This window comes from Streptomyces albidicamelliae (genome assembly GCF_025642175.1).
GTDB classification, from domain to species: Bacteria; Actinomycetota; Actinomycetes; order Streptomycetales; family Streptomycetaceae; genus Streptomyces; species Streptomyces albidocamelliae.
The window spans coordinates 7,753,355-7,768,923 of record NZ_CP106795.1 but is presented as its reverse complement, the minus strand read 5'-3'; the positions used below and the strand labels follow the sequence as shown (position 1 = coordinate 7,768,923).

At 74.7% G+C, this 15,569-nt stretch carries 10 protein-coding genes; 4 read left to right on the top strand and 6 right to left on the bottom strand.

Annotated features, from left to right (window positions below; all coding sequences use genetic code 11):
- Positions 1-32: 32 nt before the first annotated feature.
- From N8I86_RS35055 to N8I86_RS35040, 4 genes are read right to left on the bottom strand one after another with little or no spacing between them, the layout of a single operon-like run.
- Positions 33-1,175 (bottom strand): XdhC family protein, encoded by a 1,143-nt coding sequence (locus N8I86_RS35055; protein ID WP_263279654.1) that lies wholly within the window; start codon positions 1,173-1,175, stop codon positions 33-35.
- Positions 1,168-3,366 carry a xanthine dehydrogenase family protein molybdopterin-binding subunit gene (locus N8I86_RS35050; protein WP_263279653.1) on the bottom strand — a complete coding sequence of 733 codons (2,199 nt, stop codon included), beginning with the start codon at positions 3,364-3,366 and terminating at the stop codon, positions 1,168-1,170. Before N8I86_RS35050 ends, N8I86_RS35055 begins: the two co-directional genes overlap by 8 nt.
- Entirely contained in the window at positions 3,363-4,355 is a 993-nt protein-coding gene (locus N8I86_RS35045) for an FAD binding domain-containing protein (RefSeq protein WP_073890504.1), read from the bottom strand. Before N8I86_RS35045 ends, N8I86_RS35050 begins: the two co-directional genes overlap by 4 nt.
- The gene (locus N8I86_RS35040; RefSeq protein ID WP_123440837.1) at positions 4,352-4,948 is read right to left on the bottom strand and encodes a 2Fe-2S iron-sulfur cluster-binding protein; all 597 of its coding nucleotides are present in this window, start codon (positions 4,946-4,948) and stop codon (positions 4,352-4,354) included. Before N8I86_RS35040 ends, N8I86_RS35045 begins: the two co-directional genes overlap by 4 nt.
- Positions 4,949-5,254: 306 nt before the next feature.
- Here N8I86_RS35040 and N8I86_RS35035 point away from each other — a divergent pair, with 306 nt between their 5' ends.
- Positions 5,255-5,833: a TetR/AcrR family transcriptional regulator gene (locus N8I86_RS35035; protein ID WP_073890507.1), complete on the top strand. Its 579-nt coding sequence runs from the start codon at positions 5,255-5,257 to the stop codon at positions 5,831-5,833.
- An 861-nt stretch (positions 5,834-6,694) separates the two neighbouring features.
- Here the strand turns inward: N8I86_RS35035 and N8I86_RS35030 are convergent.
- Entirely contained in the window at positions 6,695-7,246 is a 552-nt protein-coding gene (locus tag N8I86_RS35030; RefSeq protein ID WP_263279652.1) for a DoxX family protein, read from the bottom strand.
- A gap of 122 nt (positions 7,247-7,368) precedes the next feature.
- On the opposite strand from N8I86_RS35030, the gene N8I86_RS35025 reads away from it, so the two are divergent.
- Both N8I86_RS35025 and N8I86_RS35020 read left to right on the top strand, forming a co-directional pair.
- Positions 7,369-10,602, top strand: coding sequence for a tetratricopeptide repeat protein (locus N8I86_RS35025; RefSeq protein ID WP_263279651.1), 3,234 nt, complete (start codon positions 7,369-7,371; stop codon positions 10,600-10,602).
- 66 nt (positions 10,603-10,668) lie between these two features.
- Positions 10,669-12,081 (top strand): FAD-binding oxidoreductase, encoded by a 1,413-nt coding sequence (locus N8I86_RS35020; protein WP_263279650.1) that lies wholly within the window; start codon positions 10,669-10,671, stop codon positions 12,079-12,081.
- Between the two features lie 47 nt (positions 12,082-12,128).
- Here the strand turns inward: N8I86_RS35020 and N8I86_RS35015 are convergent, their stop codons facing one another.
- Complete coding sequence (locus tag N8I86_RS35015) at positions 12,129-14,906, bottom strand: SpoIIE family protein phosphatase (protein WP_185091694.1); 2,778 nt, start codon at positions 14,904-14,906, stop codon at positions 12,129-12,131.
- Between the two features lie 238 nt (positions 14,907-15,144).
- Between N8I86_RS35015 and N8I86_RS35010 the strand changes: the two genes are divergently transcribed.
- A complete protein-coding gene (locus tag N8I86_RS35010) occupies positions 15,145-15,564 on the top strand; it encodes a hypothetical protein (protein WP_123440832.1) in 420 nt (139 codons plus the stop codon).
- Positions 15,565-15,569 lie beyond the last annotated feature (5 nt).

Here is a 15,569-nt window from a genome sequence, read left to right as displayed (position 1 = left end):
CGCGTCCAGGAGACGGACGACCGGGGCGGGGATCAGGCCGCCGCCGTGGCGCCACCCGGTTCCCGGTCGCGGTGGATCGGCGTTCCCGAACCGGTCAGCGGAGCACCCGTGCCGCCCCGCCGGGCGGCGACGATCTCCGCCGCGATCGACAGGGCGGTCTCCTCGGGGGTGCGGGCGCCGAGGTCGAGACCGATCGGCGACCGCAGCCGGGCCAGTTCGCGCTCGCTGACGCCTTCGTCCCGCAGCCGCCGGTCGCGGTCCTCGTGGGTGCGGCGCGAGCCCATCGCCCCGACGAACGACACCGGCAGGGCGAGTGCCGTCCTGAGCAGCGGTACGTCGAACTTCGGGTCGTGGGTGAGTACGCACAGGACCGTGCGGGCGTCGGTCGTGGTGCGCCGCAGGTAGCGGTGCGGCCAGTCGACGACGACCTCGTCGGCGTCGGGGAAGCGGGCCCGGGTGGCGAAGACGGGGCGGGCGTCGCAGACGGTGACGTGGTAGCCGAGGAACTTGCCGGCCCGAGCCAGCGCCGAGGCGAAGTCGATCGCGCCGAAGACGATCATCCGCGGTGGCGGCACGCTCGACTCCACCAGCAGGGTGAGGCCGCCGGGGCAGCCCGAGCCGTCCGCCGACACGTCCACCGTGCCGGTACGGCCGGCGTCCAGCAGGGCCCGCCCCTCGGCGGCGGCGTTCCGGTCCAGGTCGGCATGGCCGCCGAGGCCGCCCTCGTACGTGCCGTCGGCACGCACCAGCAGCGCGCGGCCGAGGAGTTGGGCGGGGCCGCGGGCGACGCGGACGAGGGCCGACGGTTCGCCCCGGAGGGCCGAGGACACGGCCGGCCCGAGGACCGCCCGGGCCGGCGCCCGCGCGCTCACCGGCGTGATCAGCACCTCGATCGTCCCGCCGCAGGTCAGTCCCACCACGAAGGCGTCCTCGTCGCTGTAGCCGAAGCGTTCGACGAGGCTCTGCCCGGTGTCGAGCGCCTGTCGGCACAGCTCGTACACCGCGCCCTCCACGCAGCCGCCGGAGACGGAGCCGATGACGCTGCCCGCGGTGTCGACCGCGAGGGCGGCGCCGGGACCGCGGGGGGCGCTGCCGCCGACGGCCACCACGGTGGCGACGGCGAACTCCCGGCCCTCCTCGATCCACTGGTCCAGCTGCCCGGCCAGGTCAAGCATCCGGCGCTCCTCCCGCCTCCGGTCCGTCGCCCGGCAGCGGCCCGGTTCCCGGCACCGGCCCGCCGACGGACGCCGCGAGGACACGGTCCGGGCGGATCGGGAGGTTGCGGTGACGGGTGCCGGTCGCGTGCCAGACCGCGTTGGCGATGGCGGCCGCCGCTCCCACGATGCCGATCTCGCCGATGCCCTTGATCCCGACCGGGTCGTTCGGGTCCGGGTCCTCGATCCAGTCGGCCTCGACGCGCGGGACGTCGGCGTTCGTGGCCACGTGGTAGCCGGCGAGGTCGGCGCCGACGACGCCGCCCGAGGCGCGGTCCCGCACGGCCTCCTCGTGCAGGGCCATGGAGATGCCCCAGATCATGCCGCCGACGAACTGGTTGCGCGCGGTGAGGGGGTTGACGATCCGGCCCGCCGCGAACATTCCGAGCATGCGCCGTACCCGGACCTCGCCGGTGGCGGGGTCCACGGCCACCTCGGCGAACTGCGCCCCGAACGAGTGCCGTTCGGCCGGCGCGAGGGCGCCGATGGCGGCGGTGGTGTCCGACCGTACCGTGATGCCCTCCGGGGGGATGTCCGTGCCGAGGACCAGCCTGTCCCGCAGTTCGCCTGCGGCGGCCGTGACCGCCCAGGCCCAGGAACGGGTGCCCATGGAGCCGCCGGCGATCATCGCCGGGCCGAAGTCGCTGTCGCCGATGCGGACCCGGACGCGCTCCGGGGGCACGCCGAGCGCGTCGGCTGCGACGAGGGTGAGGGCCGTACGGGCTCCGGTGCCGATGTCGGCCGCGGCGATCCGCACGCCGAAGGTGCCGTCCGGGTGGGCGGTCACGGTCGCGGTGGACGGCGCGGCGCCCGCCGGGAAGGAGGCGGCGGCCGTGCCGGTGCCCAGGAGCCAGCGGCCCTCCCGGCGCAGCCCGGGTCGCGGGTCGCGGTCCGCCCAGCCGAACCTGCGGGCGCCCTCCTCGAAGCAGGCGGCCAGGTTGCGGCCGGCGAACGGCAGGCCGGAGACAGGTCCCCTGTCGGGTTCGTTGCGCAGGCGCAGCTCGATCGGGTCGATGCCGCACTTCTCGGCGAGTTCGTCCAGCGCCGCCTCCAGCGCGAACGATCCGGGTGCCTCGCCGGGGGCGCGCATGAACGTCGGTGTGGGCACGTCGAGGGGTACGACGCGGTTGGCGGTGTGGTGGGCGTCGGCGTCGTACATCACGCGGGCGACCCCGGCGCTCGGTTCGACGAACTCGTGCACGGTGGAGGTGAGGCTGACCGAGCGGTGCTCCAGGGCGCGCAGGCGGCCGTCGGCGTCGGCGCCGAGCCGGACGTGCTGGGTGGTGGGGCTGCGGTAGCCGGCCAGCGAGAACATCTGACGCCGGGTCAGGACGACGCGTACCGGGCGCTGCAGGACGGTCGCGGCCATGACGGCGGCCACCTGGTGGGCGCGCACGCCCTTGCTGCCGAAGCCGCCGCCGACGTGCTCGGAACGGACGCGCACCGAGGCGGGGTCGAGCGAGAAGAGGTTGGCGAGTTCACCGATGACCCAGGTGGCACCTTGGTTGGAGTCGACGACCTCGAGGCGTCCGCCGTCCCAGTGGGCTGTCGCCGCGTGCGGTTCCATCGGGTTGTGGTGCTCTTCGGGGGTGGTGTACTCCTCGTCCACGACCGCGTCGGACGCGGCCAGTTCGGCATCGAGGTCGCCCTTCTCCGTCACGGCGGGCATGTGGCCGTCCACCGGGTGGGCGTCCGGGTGCTCGCCCGTGAACTCGACGTCGTGGGGCTGCTGTTCGTAGTGGACCAGCAGTGCCTCCGCGGCCTCCCGGGCCTGTTCGGAGGTCTCGGCGACGACGAGGGCGACCGGCCAGCCCAGGTGCGGTACGCGGTCGTGCTGGAAGACGGCGCAGGTCGGGTCCGGCGGGATGCCCAGCAGGCCGACGTAGTCGGTCGAGACGCGGGGCGCGTTGCGGTGGTCCAGGACGGCGAGCACGCCTGGCATGGCCAGGACGGCCTCGGTCTCGATGGCGCTGATGCGGCCCCGGGCGATGGTGGACAGGACCAGCCAGCCGTGCGCGAGGTCGGCGAAGGGGATCTCACCCGCGTAGCGGGCCGCTCCGGTGACCTTGTCCCGGCCCTCCACGCGGGTGTGCGCGGTGCCGACGGAGGGGGCGGGTGCGGCTGTCCGGGTTCCGGTGGTGGCGGTGGTCATCGGGCGGACTCCTCGGTGAGTCGGGTCAGCTCGGCCACCACGAGGTTGCGCATGAGGGCCACCTTGTATCCGTTGTGCGGAAGCGGCCTGGCCGCCGTCAGTTCGGCGTCCGCCGCCGCGGTGAAGGTCGTGTCGTCGGCGGGGGCGCCGATGAGGACGCGTTCGGCGGCCAGGGCGCGCCAGGGCCGGGAGGCGACCGCGCCGAGGGCCAGGCGCGCGTCCCGGACGACGCCGTCGCGGACGTCGAGCGCGGCGGCGAGGGAGCCGATGGCGAACGCGTACGAGGCACGCTCGCGGACCTTGCGGTAGCGGGAGTGGGCGGCGACCGGGACGGGCGGCAGCGTGACGCCGGTGATCAGCGCGCCGGCGGGCAGGGCGGTCTCCAGGTGCGGGGTGTCGCCGACGGGCAGGTAGAACTCTCCGAGCGGCGACTCCCCCGGCCCGTCGGGGGCTTCGTAGTGCACGACGGCGTCGAAGGCGGTGAGGGCGACGGCCATGTCCGAGGGGTGTACGGCCACGCAGTGGTCGGACGCGCCCAGGATGGCGTGGTTGTGGTGGTCGCCGTCCAGGGCGGGGCAGCCGCTGCCGGGCACCCGCTTGTTGCAGGGCACGGTGATGTCGGTGAAGTAGCCGCAGCGGGTGCGCTGGAGCAGATTGCCGCCGACCGTGGCCATGTTGCGCAGCTGGCCGGAGGCCCCGGCCAGCACCGCCTGTGCCAGCGCCGGGTAGCGCCGCCGGACCTCGGGGTGGGCGGCCAGGTCGCCGTTGGTGACGGTGGCGCCGATGCGCAGGCCGCCGTCCGGCGTGGACTCGATGTCGTCGAGGGGCAGTTCGCGGATGTCGATGAGCCGGTTGGGGCGTTCGACACCGGTCTTCATCAGGTCGACGAGGTTGGTGCCGCCGCCGAGGAAGCGGGTGTCCGGGTCGGCGCCGAGCAGGGCGACGGCGCCGGCCACGTCGGACGCACGCTGGTAGCCGAACTCCCTCATGCCACGGCCCCCTCGGTGTCGTTCGCGGAGCCGGCGGACGCCCGTCCGCGGGTGTCCGCGCTGGTGCCGGCCGCGGCCGCGCGGGCCACCGCCTCGACGATCGAGACATAGGCGCCGCAGCGGCACAGGTTGCCGCTCATCCGTTCCCGGATCTCGTCGGCGGTCAGGGGCGGCGGTCCCGCTTCGGGCCGGACGTCGTCGGTGACGGCGCTCGGCCAGCCGGCCGCGTGCTCCTCGATCACCCCGATCGCCGAGCAGATCTGGCCGGGGGTGCAGTAGCCGCACTGGTAGCCGTCCAGGTCGAGGAAGGCCTGCTGCACGGGGTGCAGGCGGTCGCCCTCGGCCAGTCCTTCGACCGTGGTGATCTCGTGGCCTTCGGCCGCCACGGCCAGTTGCAGGCAGGAGACCGTTCGGCGCCCGTCCAGCAGGACGGTGCAGGCACCACACTGGCCCTGGTCACAGCCCTTCTTGGAACCGGTCAGATCCAGGCGCTCGCGCAGGGCGTCGAGCAGGGTGGTGCGGTGGTCGACGGGCAGTGTGTACTTCTCGCCGTTGATCTTCAAGGTGATGACACTGGACGTCGATAGGGCCATGAGCAGCTTCTTTCGCGTTTCCGGAAGGAATGGGGGGTCCGGCGGCAGGAGTGCCGGCTGGTGCGAAGCGTGCGAGGTGGGTGCCGGGGCGAGGTGAAGGGCCGGGTGCGCGGGGACCTGACCGCGGGCGGCCTGTCCCGACTGCCGCGTCGGCGGGTACCGAGGCGGCAGGCGCCGACTGCCGTGAGGCCTCGCCCGCGGCTATCGTGGGCGTAACCGGACGACTGTCCGCTACCCCTGAAACGTAACGGACAGTTGTCCGCTTAGCAAGTGCGGGCTTCGGCCAGGAACCCGCGAGGAGGACGAGTGCCGCAGAAGAAGGACGCACCCCTGCGCTCGGACGCCCAGCGCAACCGTGAACGCATCCTGGAAGTGGCACTCGTCGAGCTGACCCGGTGCGCGGACGCCCCGCTGAGCGCGATCGCCAAGAAGGCCGGCGTCGGGCAGGGCACGTTCTACCGCAACTTCCCCAACCGCGAGGCACTGGTCCTCGAGATCTACCGGCACGAGATGCAGCAGGTCGCCGACAGTGCCTGCCAGTTGCTGCGGACCGGGCCGCCCGAGCGGGCGCTGCGGGCCTGGATGGACCGGCTGGCGGAGTTCGCGATGGCCAAGGCCGGCCTGGCGGACGCGATCCGGCAGGTCACCGGTGTCCCGGGCGGACCGGCGAAGCCGGAGCCCACGCCGGTCGCCGCCGCGGCGGACCTCCTCCTGCGCGCGAACGAGGAGGCCGGCACCATCCGCCCGGGCGTCACGGCCGACGACCTCCTCCTCGCCATAGCGGGTCTCTGGCAGCTCGCCCCGCACGACGACTGGCAGCCCCGCGCCACCCGCCTCTTCGACCTCGTCATGGACGGCCTGCGCACGGGGGCACCCGAGGACTGAACGGGTCCGGCCCGCACCACCCGGCGGAAACTCGCCAGGGACGCGGGGCCGCCGGTTTCCGCCGACGGGTCCATGCCCGGCACAGCGCCTCCGGTGCCCGCCCACGGGTCCGTGCCCGGCACCGTCAGGCACGGCTTGGCGGCGGCCCGCCGCCAGAGCACGGCCAGGGACGACCGCGACGAGGCAGCACGCGTCACCGGCACCGGCACCGGTACCGACCGGCACACGATTCGGCCGGTGTCCGCCCATGGGTCCGTCCCAGGCACTGTCCCAGGACGGCATGGCGGCCCGCCGCCGGAGCACGGCCAGGGACGACCGCGACGAGGCCGCACGCGGCACCAGCACCGGCAGGGGCACGACTCGGCCGGTGTCCGCCCACGGGTCCATCCCATGCACTGTCCCAGGACGGCATGGCGGCCCGCCGCCGGAGCACGGCCAAGGACGACCGTGTCGAGGCAGCACGTGTACCGGCCCCCGGCAGGGACACGGCGGCGCCGGCATCCCCCCGCGGTGGTGCCCCGCACAGAGCCTCTGATGACCGCCCCACGAGTCCGTGCCCCGCCCCCGTCCGACACGGCACGGCGGCCCGCCGCCGAGGCGCGCCCGGGGACGACCGCCACGAGGGGGCATGCGGCACCGGCTCCCGGCAGGGACACGACATGGCCCCTACCCGCCCACGGGTCCGTGCCCGGCACCGTCAGGCACGGCTTGGCGGCGGCCCGCCCGCCGGAGCACGGCCAGGGACGGCCGCGACGAGGCCGCACGCAGTACCGGCCCCCGGCAGGGGCACGGCAGGGGCACGGCGCCGCCGGTATCCGCACGAGTCCGGGCCCGGCGCAGCGCCTCCGGTGCCGGGATCGCTCACAGGGCCAGGGTGACCGCCGCTCCCGCCCCGCCGAGGCCCAGGGCGACCGCGGCCTCGGGCCAGCCGCCGCGGCCCCAGGGGAGGTAGTGGTCGACGGAGAAGCGGCCCGGGCCGATCGCGGCGACGGCCAGGGCGGCCACGGCGATGCAGACGTTGTACTCGACACCGCCGTCTGAGTCCCACAGACCGTGGGCGCCGGTGACGGTCACCATCGCGTTGATCATCGTGCCGATCAGCGCGGCGGCCGCCAGCGGCGTCAGCACACCGAAGGCCAGGCCGAGGCCGCCGAGGAACTCGGACCCGCCGCCGATGGCGGCGAAGACCTTCCCCGGGCGGTACCCGAGCCCGGCGAAGGCCTGCCCGGTCGCCGTCAGACCGCCGCCGCCGAAGAGTCCGAACAGTTTCTGCGCGCCGTGCGCGGCCATCAGCAGCCCGAAGGTCAGCCGCAGAAGCAGCAGGCCCCAGTCCGCGGCGGACGACGTCGTTGCGCTCGTGGCGTGCGCGTCCGCCGGACCCGGCGGACGGCGCGGAATGCGATTCTCGTTCATGGCAGTGCTCCGGTAGCGCGCCGCAACAGGCGTTGCCCCCTGCCGATCCTTCCGCCGCGTCCATGATCACGCATCCGGGGCGGGCCCGGACCCCGGGCGGTAGCCTGCTCGTGAGGACAGCCATGGCCGACGAGGTACGCATCCGGCTCCTCGGCGGGTTCGCGGTGGCGGTCGAGGACCGCCCGGTCGCCGCCGGGGCGTGGCGCCTGCGCAAGGCCCGCAGCCTGCTGAAACTGCTCTGCCTGTCACCCGGCCACCGGATGCACCGCGAACAGGTCTACGACCTGCTGTGGCCCGGCCTCGACCGCTCCGCGGCGTCGAACAACCTGCACCAGGTGCTGTACGCGGTGCGCCGCGCGCTGGCCGCCACGGGAGCGCCCGGTGAGGTCGTGGTGCTCCGCGACGACATGGTGGTGCTCGGCCCGGAGGGCGGCGTACGGGTCGACCTCGACGCGTTCGACGAGGCGTCCCGGCGCGCCGCCGACGGTGGCGGCCCCGCGGCCTACCGCGCCGCGCTCGACCTGGCCGGGCCAGGTCTGCTGCCGGAGGACCGCTACGAGTCCTGGGCGGGCGAGGCGGCCGAGGCGCTGGAGAGACGGCGCACGGCCCTGCTGCTCGGCCTCGCCGAGGCGCTGGAGCACGATCACGACACGGCCGGGGCCGTCGACGCGCTGCGAACCCTGATCGCCGGGGATCCCCTGCACGAACCGGGTCACCGGGCCCTGATGCGCGTCCTGGCCGAGGCGGGGCGGCGCCGGGAGGCACTGGCCCTGTACGAGAGTCTGCGGGACGCGCTCCGGCGCGACACCGGCGCCGACCCCGACCCGCAGACGCGCGGGCTCTACCGTGCGCTGCTGGCCGACTCGGTGGAGCCCCCGCAGGAGGCGGCGCCCCCTCGGCACCGGCTGCCGGCGCCGGCCACCGAACTCATCGGCCGGGAACGCGAGATGGCGGAGATCGCCCGGTGCCTGGGGCGCGGCCGGCTGCTCACCCTCACCGGGGCCGGGGGCTGCGGCAAGACCCGGCTGGCGCTCGCCGTGGCGGCCCGCCGGGGCGGCGACTTCCGGGACGGTGCCTGTTTCGTGGACCTGGCCGGGCTGACGGAGCCGGACCTCGTGCCCGAGGCGGTCGCGGCCGCCCTGGGGCTCCCCCTGCCGCCGTCGGGCCGGAGCGGGCAGGCGCTGGTGGCCCAGCTGACCGGCCGGGAGCTGCTGCTGGTGCTGGACAACTGCGAGCACCTCGTCGACGCGTGCGCCGCCCTGGCCTCGGAGATCATCGCGCGTTGTCCGGGCGTCGCCGTCCTCGCGACCAGCCGGGAGCCGTTGCGCAGTTACGGGGAGCGGACCTTCCGGGTGCCCTCGCTGGGGCTGCCGGATCCGCACCGGCTGCCGTCCGTGGCGGATCTGGGCCGCTTCGCCTCCGTACGGCTGTTCACGGAGCGCGCGGCGCGGGCGGACCCGGGGTTCCGGCTGACGGACCAGAACGCCGCGGCCGTGGCGCAGATCTGCTTCCGGCTCGACGGCATGCCGCTGGCCCTCGAACTCGCCGCGGCCCGGGCGCACGTGCTCGCTCCCCGGCAGATCGCGGAAAGGCTCGACGACGCGCTGGCCCTCCTCAGCCGGGGCGACCGGCGGGGCGTGACCCGGCAGGAGACGCTGCTGGGCACCCTGGAGTGGAGCCATCGCCTGCTCGACGAGGAGGAGCGGCGCCTGTTCCGCCGGCTCGCGGTGTTCGTCGGCGGGTTCTCACTGGCCGCCGCCGAGCAGGTGTGCGCGGACGGCGCGGACGGCACGGACGACGGCGCCGTCCTGGACGTCCTCGACCGGCTGGCCGACAAGTCCCTGGTGTCGGTGGAGCCCCGGCAGGACGAGGTGCGCTACCGGCTGCTGGAGACGATCCGTCAGTACGCCGCGGACCGGCTGCGGGCCGCCGGGGAGGCGGCGGCCACCGAGGCCCGGCACCGGCGTTTCTACCTGGCGCTCGCCGAGGCCTGGGACCACGAGCCGCCCGCGGGGGCGCCGGCCGCCACGTCGCTGGAGCTGGAGGCCGACCACGGCAATCTGCGGGCCGCCCTGCGCTCCCTCCTGCGCGACGAACCGGACGGTGCGCTGCGGCTGGCCGTCGCCCTGCGGTCGTTCTGGGCCGAGCGGGGACTGCTCGCCGAGGGCCGGCGATGGCTGGAGGACGCCCTGGCCGCCGCGCCGGAACCGTCGCCGCAGCGGGCGCGGGCGCTGATGGGACGGGCCGTGCTGGCGATCCGCCTGGGTGACGGTGCCCCGCTGGAGGAGATCGCCGAGCAGATCGTGGCGGTGCACCGGGGACGCCCGGACCCGGCGGCGCCGGCGTCCGCCCACTGCCAGCGGGCCATCCTGCTCTGGATGCGCGGCTCCTGGGAACGGGCCCGGACCGCCCTCGACCTCGCGCGCGCCCTCGCCCGGGAAGCGGGCGAGCCGTCGGTCCTCGCCGCCGCCGCCCATCTCGCGGGCGTCTGGGCGGTCTGCCGCGGCGAGGGCGCGGCGGCCCGGGAGGCGGCCGGGGAGAGCCTGCGGCTGCTGGAGGACGTCAAACCCGGCTGCCGGCCCTTCTTCCCGGTCGTCACACCGGGTTACACGGTCGAGGAGGACGCGTCCGGAGAGGTCTCGCTGTACTTCGAGGAGACGGTGCTGGCCGGCCGTGCGGTGGGCCCGTCCCGCGCCCGCGGCTACGCGCTGGCGAACCTCGCGTGGGCGTGCCGCCTCGACGGGGACACCGGCGCCGCCACGACGGCGGCGGAACGCGGTGTCGACTGCTTCCGCGGGCTGGGCGACCCGTACGGCGAGTCCCTGGCCCTGAACACGCTCGGCAACGTCCTGCGCGGCGCGGGTGATCCGGAGGCCGCCGGACCGTGCCTGGACGCGGCGCTGGCGATCAGGCGCCGCCTCGGCGACCGGCGCGAGGAGGGCATCACCCTCGGCTGCCTGGGGCTGCTCCGGCTGGCCGGCGGTGACACCGGCGCCGCCCGGACCGCGTTCACCCGGGCCCTCGCCGGCTTCGAGGAGACCGACGACCTCCCGGGCACCACCAACGGCCTGCTGCACCTGGGGCTGGCCGCCCGGGCCGCCGGCGACCCGGCTCGCGCCCGTACCCTCCTCGGCCGTGCCCGGGAGCTGGAGCACGTCGCCGGGTCGACGTCCGCCGCCGGCTGGGTCTGTCTGATGCTGGCGCGGTTGGAGGAGCAGGCGGGGCAGCGGCAGGCGGCGCAGGCGACGGCCGCCCGGGCGGGCGAACTGTTCGCCGGCCTCGGCAACGCCCGGGGAACGGACGCCCTGCGCCGCACGATGTCATGGGCGGACGGCGGCAAAGCCGCTGCTGAGTGAGTGCTAAGAGCCGCTGCCTACGGTCGTGGGTGTCAGCGGAAGCACACTCACACCGAGGAGCCGACCATGTCGATCGACACGGCAAAGGGCATCCTGGGGGACGCCACGATCGCCGAGCTGGAGGCGGCCCTGCGCGGCACCGTCGTGCGTCCCGACGACGCCGACTACGACCGGGCCCGCGCGGTCTGGAACGGGTCCCACGACAAGCACCCGGCCCTGATCGTGCGCTGCGCCGGGACGGCGGACGTGATCCGTGCCGTCGAGTTCGCCCGCAGCCAGGACCTGCTCGTCGCCGTGCGCGGCGGCTCGCACAGCATCGCCGGGTTCTCCACCTGCGACGACGGCATCGTCATCGATCTGTCTTGTATGAAGGGCGCGGTCGTCGACCCCGTGCGGCGCCGGGTGGTCGCCCAGGCGGGCATGACCTGGGGCGACCTCGACCACGAGACCCAGGCGTTCGGGCTCGCCGTTACCGGTGGCCTGGTGTCCACGACCGGGATCTCCGGCTTCACCCTCGGCGGCGGGGTGGGCTGGCTGCTGCGTCGCCACGGCCTGGCCTCCGACAACCTGACGGCGGCCGAGGTCGTCACGGCGGACGGCCGCGTGGTGCGCGCGGACGCGCGGGAGCACCCGGAGCTGTTCTGGGCCCTTCGGGGCGGCGGCGGGAACTTCGGTGTCGTGACCTCCCTGGAGTACCAGCTGCACCCCGTAGGGCCGCAGATCCTCGGCGGCCTGATCGTCTACCCCCTGGAGCAGGCCCGGCAGGTCGTCACGGGCTGGCGGGACCTGATCGGCGGTATGCCCGACGAGCTGACGACGCTGGTCAACCTGATGACGGCGCCTCCCCTGCCGTTCCTGCCCGAGGAGGTGCACGGCACCAGGGTCGCGGTGGTGCTCGGGATGTACGCGGGCGATCCGGCGGCGGGCGATGCGGCGGTGGCCCCGCTGCGGGCGCTGGGCACCCCCGTCGCCGACCTCATGGGCCCGATGCCGTACACGGGCATGCAGTCGATGATCGATCCGCTGTGGGCGGCCGGTGCGCAGAACTACTTCACGTCCGCGTTCGTCGAGCCGTCGGACGCCGCGCTCGACGCCGTCCTGCGCCGGCACCTGACCACACCCACGCCGAACAGCGAGCTGCATCTGCACCAGCTGGGCGGTGCCTTCGCGCGGATGCCCGCCGACGCCACCGCCTTCAGCCAGCGGGACGCGGGCGTGCTGTGCAACGTCATCGCGCGCTCCCCCGACGCGACGGACTTCGACTCGCACATCGCCTGGGCCCGGAGCACCCGTGAGGAGATCGCCCGCCATGGCCGCGGGGCCATGTACGTCAACTTCACGGGCGACGCCGCCGAGGACAAGGTGCGCGCCTCGTACCCGGACGCCGTCCACCGCCGGCTCGTCTCCGTCAAGGACACCTACGACCCGGCCAATGTGTTCCGGCTCAACCAGAACATCCGCCCCTCGCAAGCGAGTTGACGGGCCTCCCCGGTCCGGCCGCCCCGCGGAGGGCGGCCGGACCCGTGTCAGAAGGCGATCTCGTCGAACAGCACGGACAGGTCCGGTTCCGAGGTGCGGCCCAGTACCTGCTCGGCCCAGATGACCTTGCCCTTCGCCACGTACCGTGTCCCCCAGCTGTCCGCGAACTGGGACACGAGGAACAGGCCGCGCCCTCCCTCGTCGTTGAAGCCCGCCCGGCGCAGCCGGGGCGAGGTGTTGCTGCCGTCGGACACCTCGCAGACGAGGGTGCTGCCCAGCAGGATCCTGACCCGGACCGGCGGGGCGCCGTAGCGGATGGCGTTGGTGAGGAGCTCGCTGAGGATCAGTTCCGTGCTGAACGCCTGCTCCTCCAGCCCCCAGTCGGCGAGTCGCATGCTCACCTCGGTGCGGGTCCGGGACACGGCCGTGGTGTCGAACGGTACGTCCCAGGTCGCGACGTGGGACGGGTCGAGCAGCCGGGTCCGGGCCACCAGCAGCGCCACGTCGTCACTGGGGTGCTCGGGCAGCATCGTGGTCATGAGGGCCCGGCACGTCTCCTCCGGGGTCTGGTCGGCGTGCGCGACGGTGGAGCGGAGCATGTCCAGTCCCTCGTCGATGTCCCGGCCGCGGCTCTCGATGAGGCCGTCGGTGAACAGGACGAGCCGGCTGCCCTCGGGGAGGTCCAGCTCACCCGTCTCGAAGGGGTGGCCGCCGACGCCCAGGGGCGGGGACAGCGGCAGGTCGGGGAAGGTCACCCGGCCTTCGGGGTCCACCACGGCAGGCGCGAGGTGCCCGGCACGGGAGAGGGTGCAGTGCCCGCCGACGGGGTCGTAGATGGCGTAGAGGCAGGTGGCGCCGGTGAGCGGGGCGCGGTCGTCGTCGTGTGCCGTCGGCGTGTCGAGGCGGGTGACCATCTCGTCGAGGTGCCCGAGCAGTTCGTCGGGGGTCAGGTCGAGGGAGGAGAAGTTCAGCACGGCGGTGCGCAGCCGGCCCATGGTGACCGCGGCCTGCAGCCCGTGTCCGACGATGTCGCCGACGACCAGGGCCACCCGGAAGCCGGGCAGGGGGATGACGTCGAACCAGTCGCCGCCCACCCCGGAGCGCGCGGGCAGATAGCGCGAGGCGATCTCCAGCGCGTCCTGTTCCGGCAGGCCGAGGGGCAGCAGGTTGCGCTGGAGGGTCACCGCCATGGCGTGCTCACGGCCGTAGCGGCGGGCGTTGTCGATCGCGACGGCGGCCCGGGCGACCAGTTCCTCGGCCACGGCGACGTCACCCTCCTCGAACCGGGGTGAGTCGGCGGCCCGCCAGAAGTTGACCATGCCGAGGACCACCCCGCGGGCGCGGAGCGGCACCGTGATCAGCGAGTGGATGCCGGACTCCAGCACCCGCCTGGCGCCGTCCGGGTCCTGGGCCCGCCAGTCCTGGGCGTCGTGCAGCGTCGGCACCAGCACGGCCTTGCCGCGGCGCAGGGCAGCCACGCTCGGCGTGTCCGCCATCACGAAGCGGATCACCTCGCCCACCGGTTGCAGCGGCGTACCCGACCGGGAGGCGCGCAGCGCGGTGCGCCGCATCTGGCGCACCGCCCCCGTGGGCTCCTCGCCGCGCAGCACGGAGTCGAGGAGTTCCACCGTGACGACGTCGGCCAGCCGCGGGACGGCCACCTCGGAGAGCTCCTCGGCGGTGCGCCGCACGTCCAGCGTGGTGCCGATCCGCATTCCGGCCTCGTACAGGAACGACAGCCGGCCGCGCGCCAGTTCGGCCTGCCCGGACAGGGCCCTCAGCTCGGTGGTGTCCCGGAAGGTGGCGACGAGGCCCTGGGCGGCGCCGTCCGGCCCGATGAGCCGGGTGTTCACGGCCAGCAGCCGGTCGCCCGCCGGAGTCACCTCGTCGGACGCGGCCTCCCCCGACAGCAGCAGCCGTCGCAGGCCGGGCCCCAGCTTCAGCTCGTTGAGCTTGCGCCGGTCGGCGTCCTCGGGCAGGTCCAGCAGCCGGTGTGCCTCGTCGTTGGCCAGCAGCACCCGACCGTCGCCGCCGATGATCAGGACGCCTTCGCGCACCGCGTGCAGCACGGCGTCGTGGTGCTCGTACATGCGGGTCATCTCGGCCGGGCCGAGCCCGTGGGTCTGCCGCAGCAGCCGGCGGCTGACGAGCGCGGTGCCGCCGGTCGCGAGCAGCAGTGCTCCGGCCGCCGCCCCGAGCAGGATGGGCAGCTGGTCGTTGAGCACGTGGGCGAGGTTGGCGTACTGGATGCCGGCGCTGACCATCCCGACCACGCGCCTGCTCGCGTCCATCACGGGCACGACCGCGCGCACCGCGTCGGTGGGCTGGCCGTGGTATGTCTCGGTGAACGCCTCGCCCGCCGCGGCCGGACCGACTCCCTCGGCCTTCTTGCCGATGAGGGCCGGGTCGGTGTCGGCGAGCCGGACCCCCTTGGGGTCGAGGACGGTGATGAAATCGACTCCGGCGGCCTTCTCCGCCTCCTCCGCCGCCTGCTGGAGCCGTGCGCCGGAGCCCGGGGACCGCAGGGCGAGCGCGGTACCGGGTGCGTGCGCGAACGCCTCGGCGGCGGCCAGCGACTTCTCCCGGGCGCTCTGCTCGCCGTCGTAGCGGCCCTGCACCACGAGGGCGGCGGACGCGACGGCGACGAGCACCAGCACGATGAGGGCCTGGAGCAGAAAGACCTGCGCGGCGAGCGTGCGGATGCTCAGGGGTGATGTGAAGCGGCGTCCGCGTGACGGCCCTGGACCGCGGGGCGGTCCGGACGACCGCCGCCAGCCGAGCGGCAGCGCCGCTCTCGCCCATGACCGGCGGGAACGTCCGCTCATGTCCCTTTTCTAGCACTCGTGCTCGCCGATCGGCGACCGGGGGTGTCCTCCGGCGCCGCGGGCCGAACGGGAATCGCCTGGTCGGCGCGGTTTCCGGCCGCTTCCTCGCGGTCACCGCTGCGGGCAGTCGGTTCACGGGTGGGGGCAGCACCGGCGCGGGCAGAGGAGCGGCCCCCTTGCCCTCGGGACGCAACCTCGGGCCGCGCATCGCCCTCTCACCCTCCGGAAAGGGGGACACATGAGGATCACGCTTCGCTCCGCGTCCGTCGCGGCGGCGCTCGCCGGCTGCTGCCTGGCACTCGTCTCGTGCGGTACGGACCACCCGGAGGCGCGCGGGACGGGTGGGCCGACGGGGACGGCCGCGGGCACACCCGCGCCGGGAGTGCCGGCGCTCCGTGCGTTCCGGACGTACCTGCGGACGAAGGGGCCGAAGGCGGACGCCGCCATCGCCTCCCACGTGCTGAGCGTCCGGGTCCACGAGGCCGGGTCCGGCGCGCGGACCCGGGCCACGGTCGAGGTCGACTACGGGGTGTGGGACGACGAACGGCTGGACCGCACCGCCGAGGTCTTCGCCCACTGGCGGCGTTCCGTGTACGGCGGCCACGGCCATGTCCGGGTCCTGGCACCGGCGAAGATGGACGCGGAACGGGACTGGTAGGGGGG

Coding starts and splice junctions, on each gene's coding strand:
- N8I86_RS35055 (WP_263279654.1), bottom strand. CDS start 1,175: ATGCTTGACCTGGCCGGGCAGCTGGACCAGTGGATCGAGGAGGGCCGG.
- N8I86_RS35050 (WP_263279653.1), bottom strand. CDS start 3,366: ATGACCACCGCCACCACCGGAACCCGGACAGCCGCACCCGCCCCCTCC.
- N8I86_RS35045 (WP_073890504.1), bottom strand. CDS start 4,355: ATGAGGGAGTTCGGCTACCAGCGTGCGTCCGACGTGGCCGGCGCCGTC.
- N8I86_RS35040 (WP_123440837.1), bottom strand. CDS start 4,948: ATGGCCCTATCGACGTCCAGTGTCATCACCTTGAAGATCAACGGCGAG.
- N8I86_RS35030 (WP_263279652.1), bottom strand. CDS start 7,246: ATGAACGAGAATCGCATTCCGCGCCGTCCGCCGGGTCCGGCGGACGCG.
- N8I86_RS35025 (WP_263279651.1), top strand. CDS start 7,369: ATGGCCGACGAGGTACGCATCCGGCTCCTCGGCGGGTTCGCGGTGGCG.
- N8I86_RS35020 (WP_263279650.1), top strand. CDS start 10,669: ATGTCGATCGACACGGCAAAGGGCATCCTGGGGGACGCCACGATCGCC.
- N8I86_RS35015 (WP_185091694.1), bottom strand. CDS start 14,906: ATGAGCGGACGTTCCCGCCGGTCATGGGCGAGAGCGGCGCTGCCGCTC.
- N8I86_RS35010 (WP_123440832.1), top strand. CDS start 15,145: ATGAGGATCACGCTTCGCTCCGCGTCCGTCGCGGCGGCGCTCGCCGGC.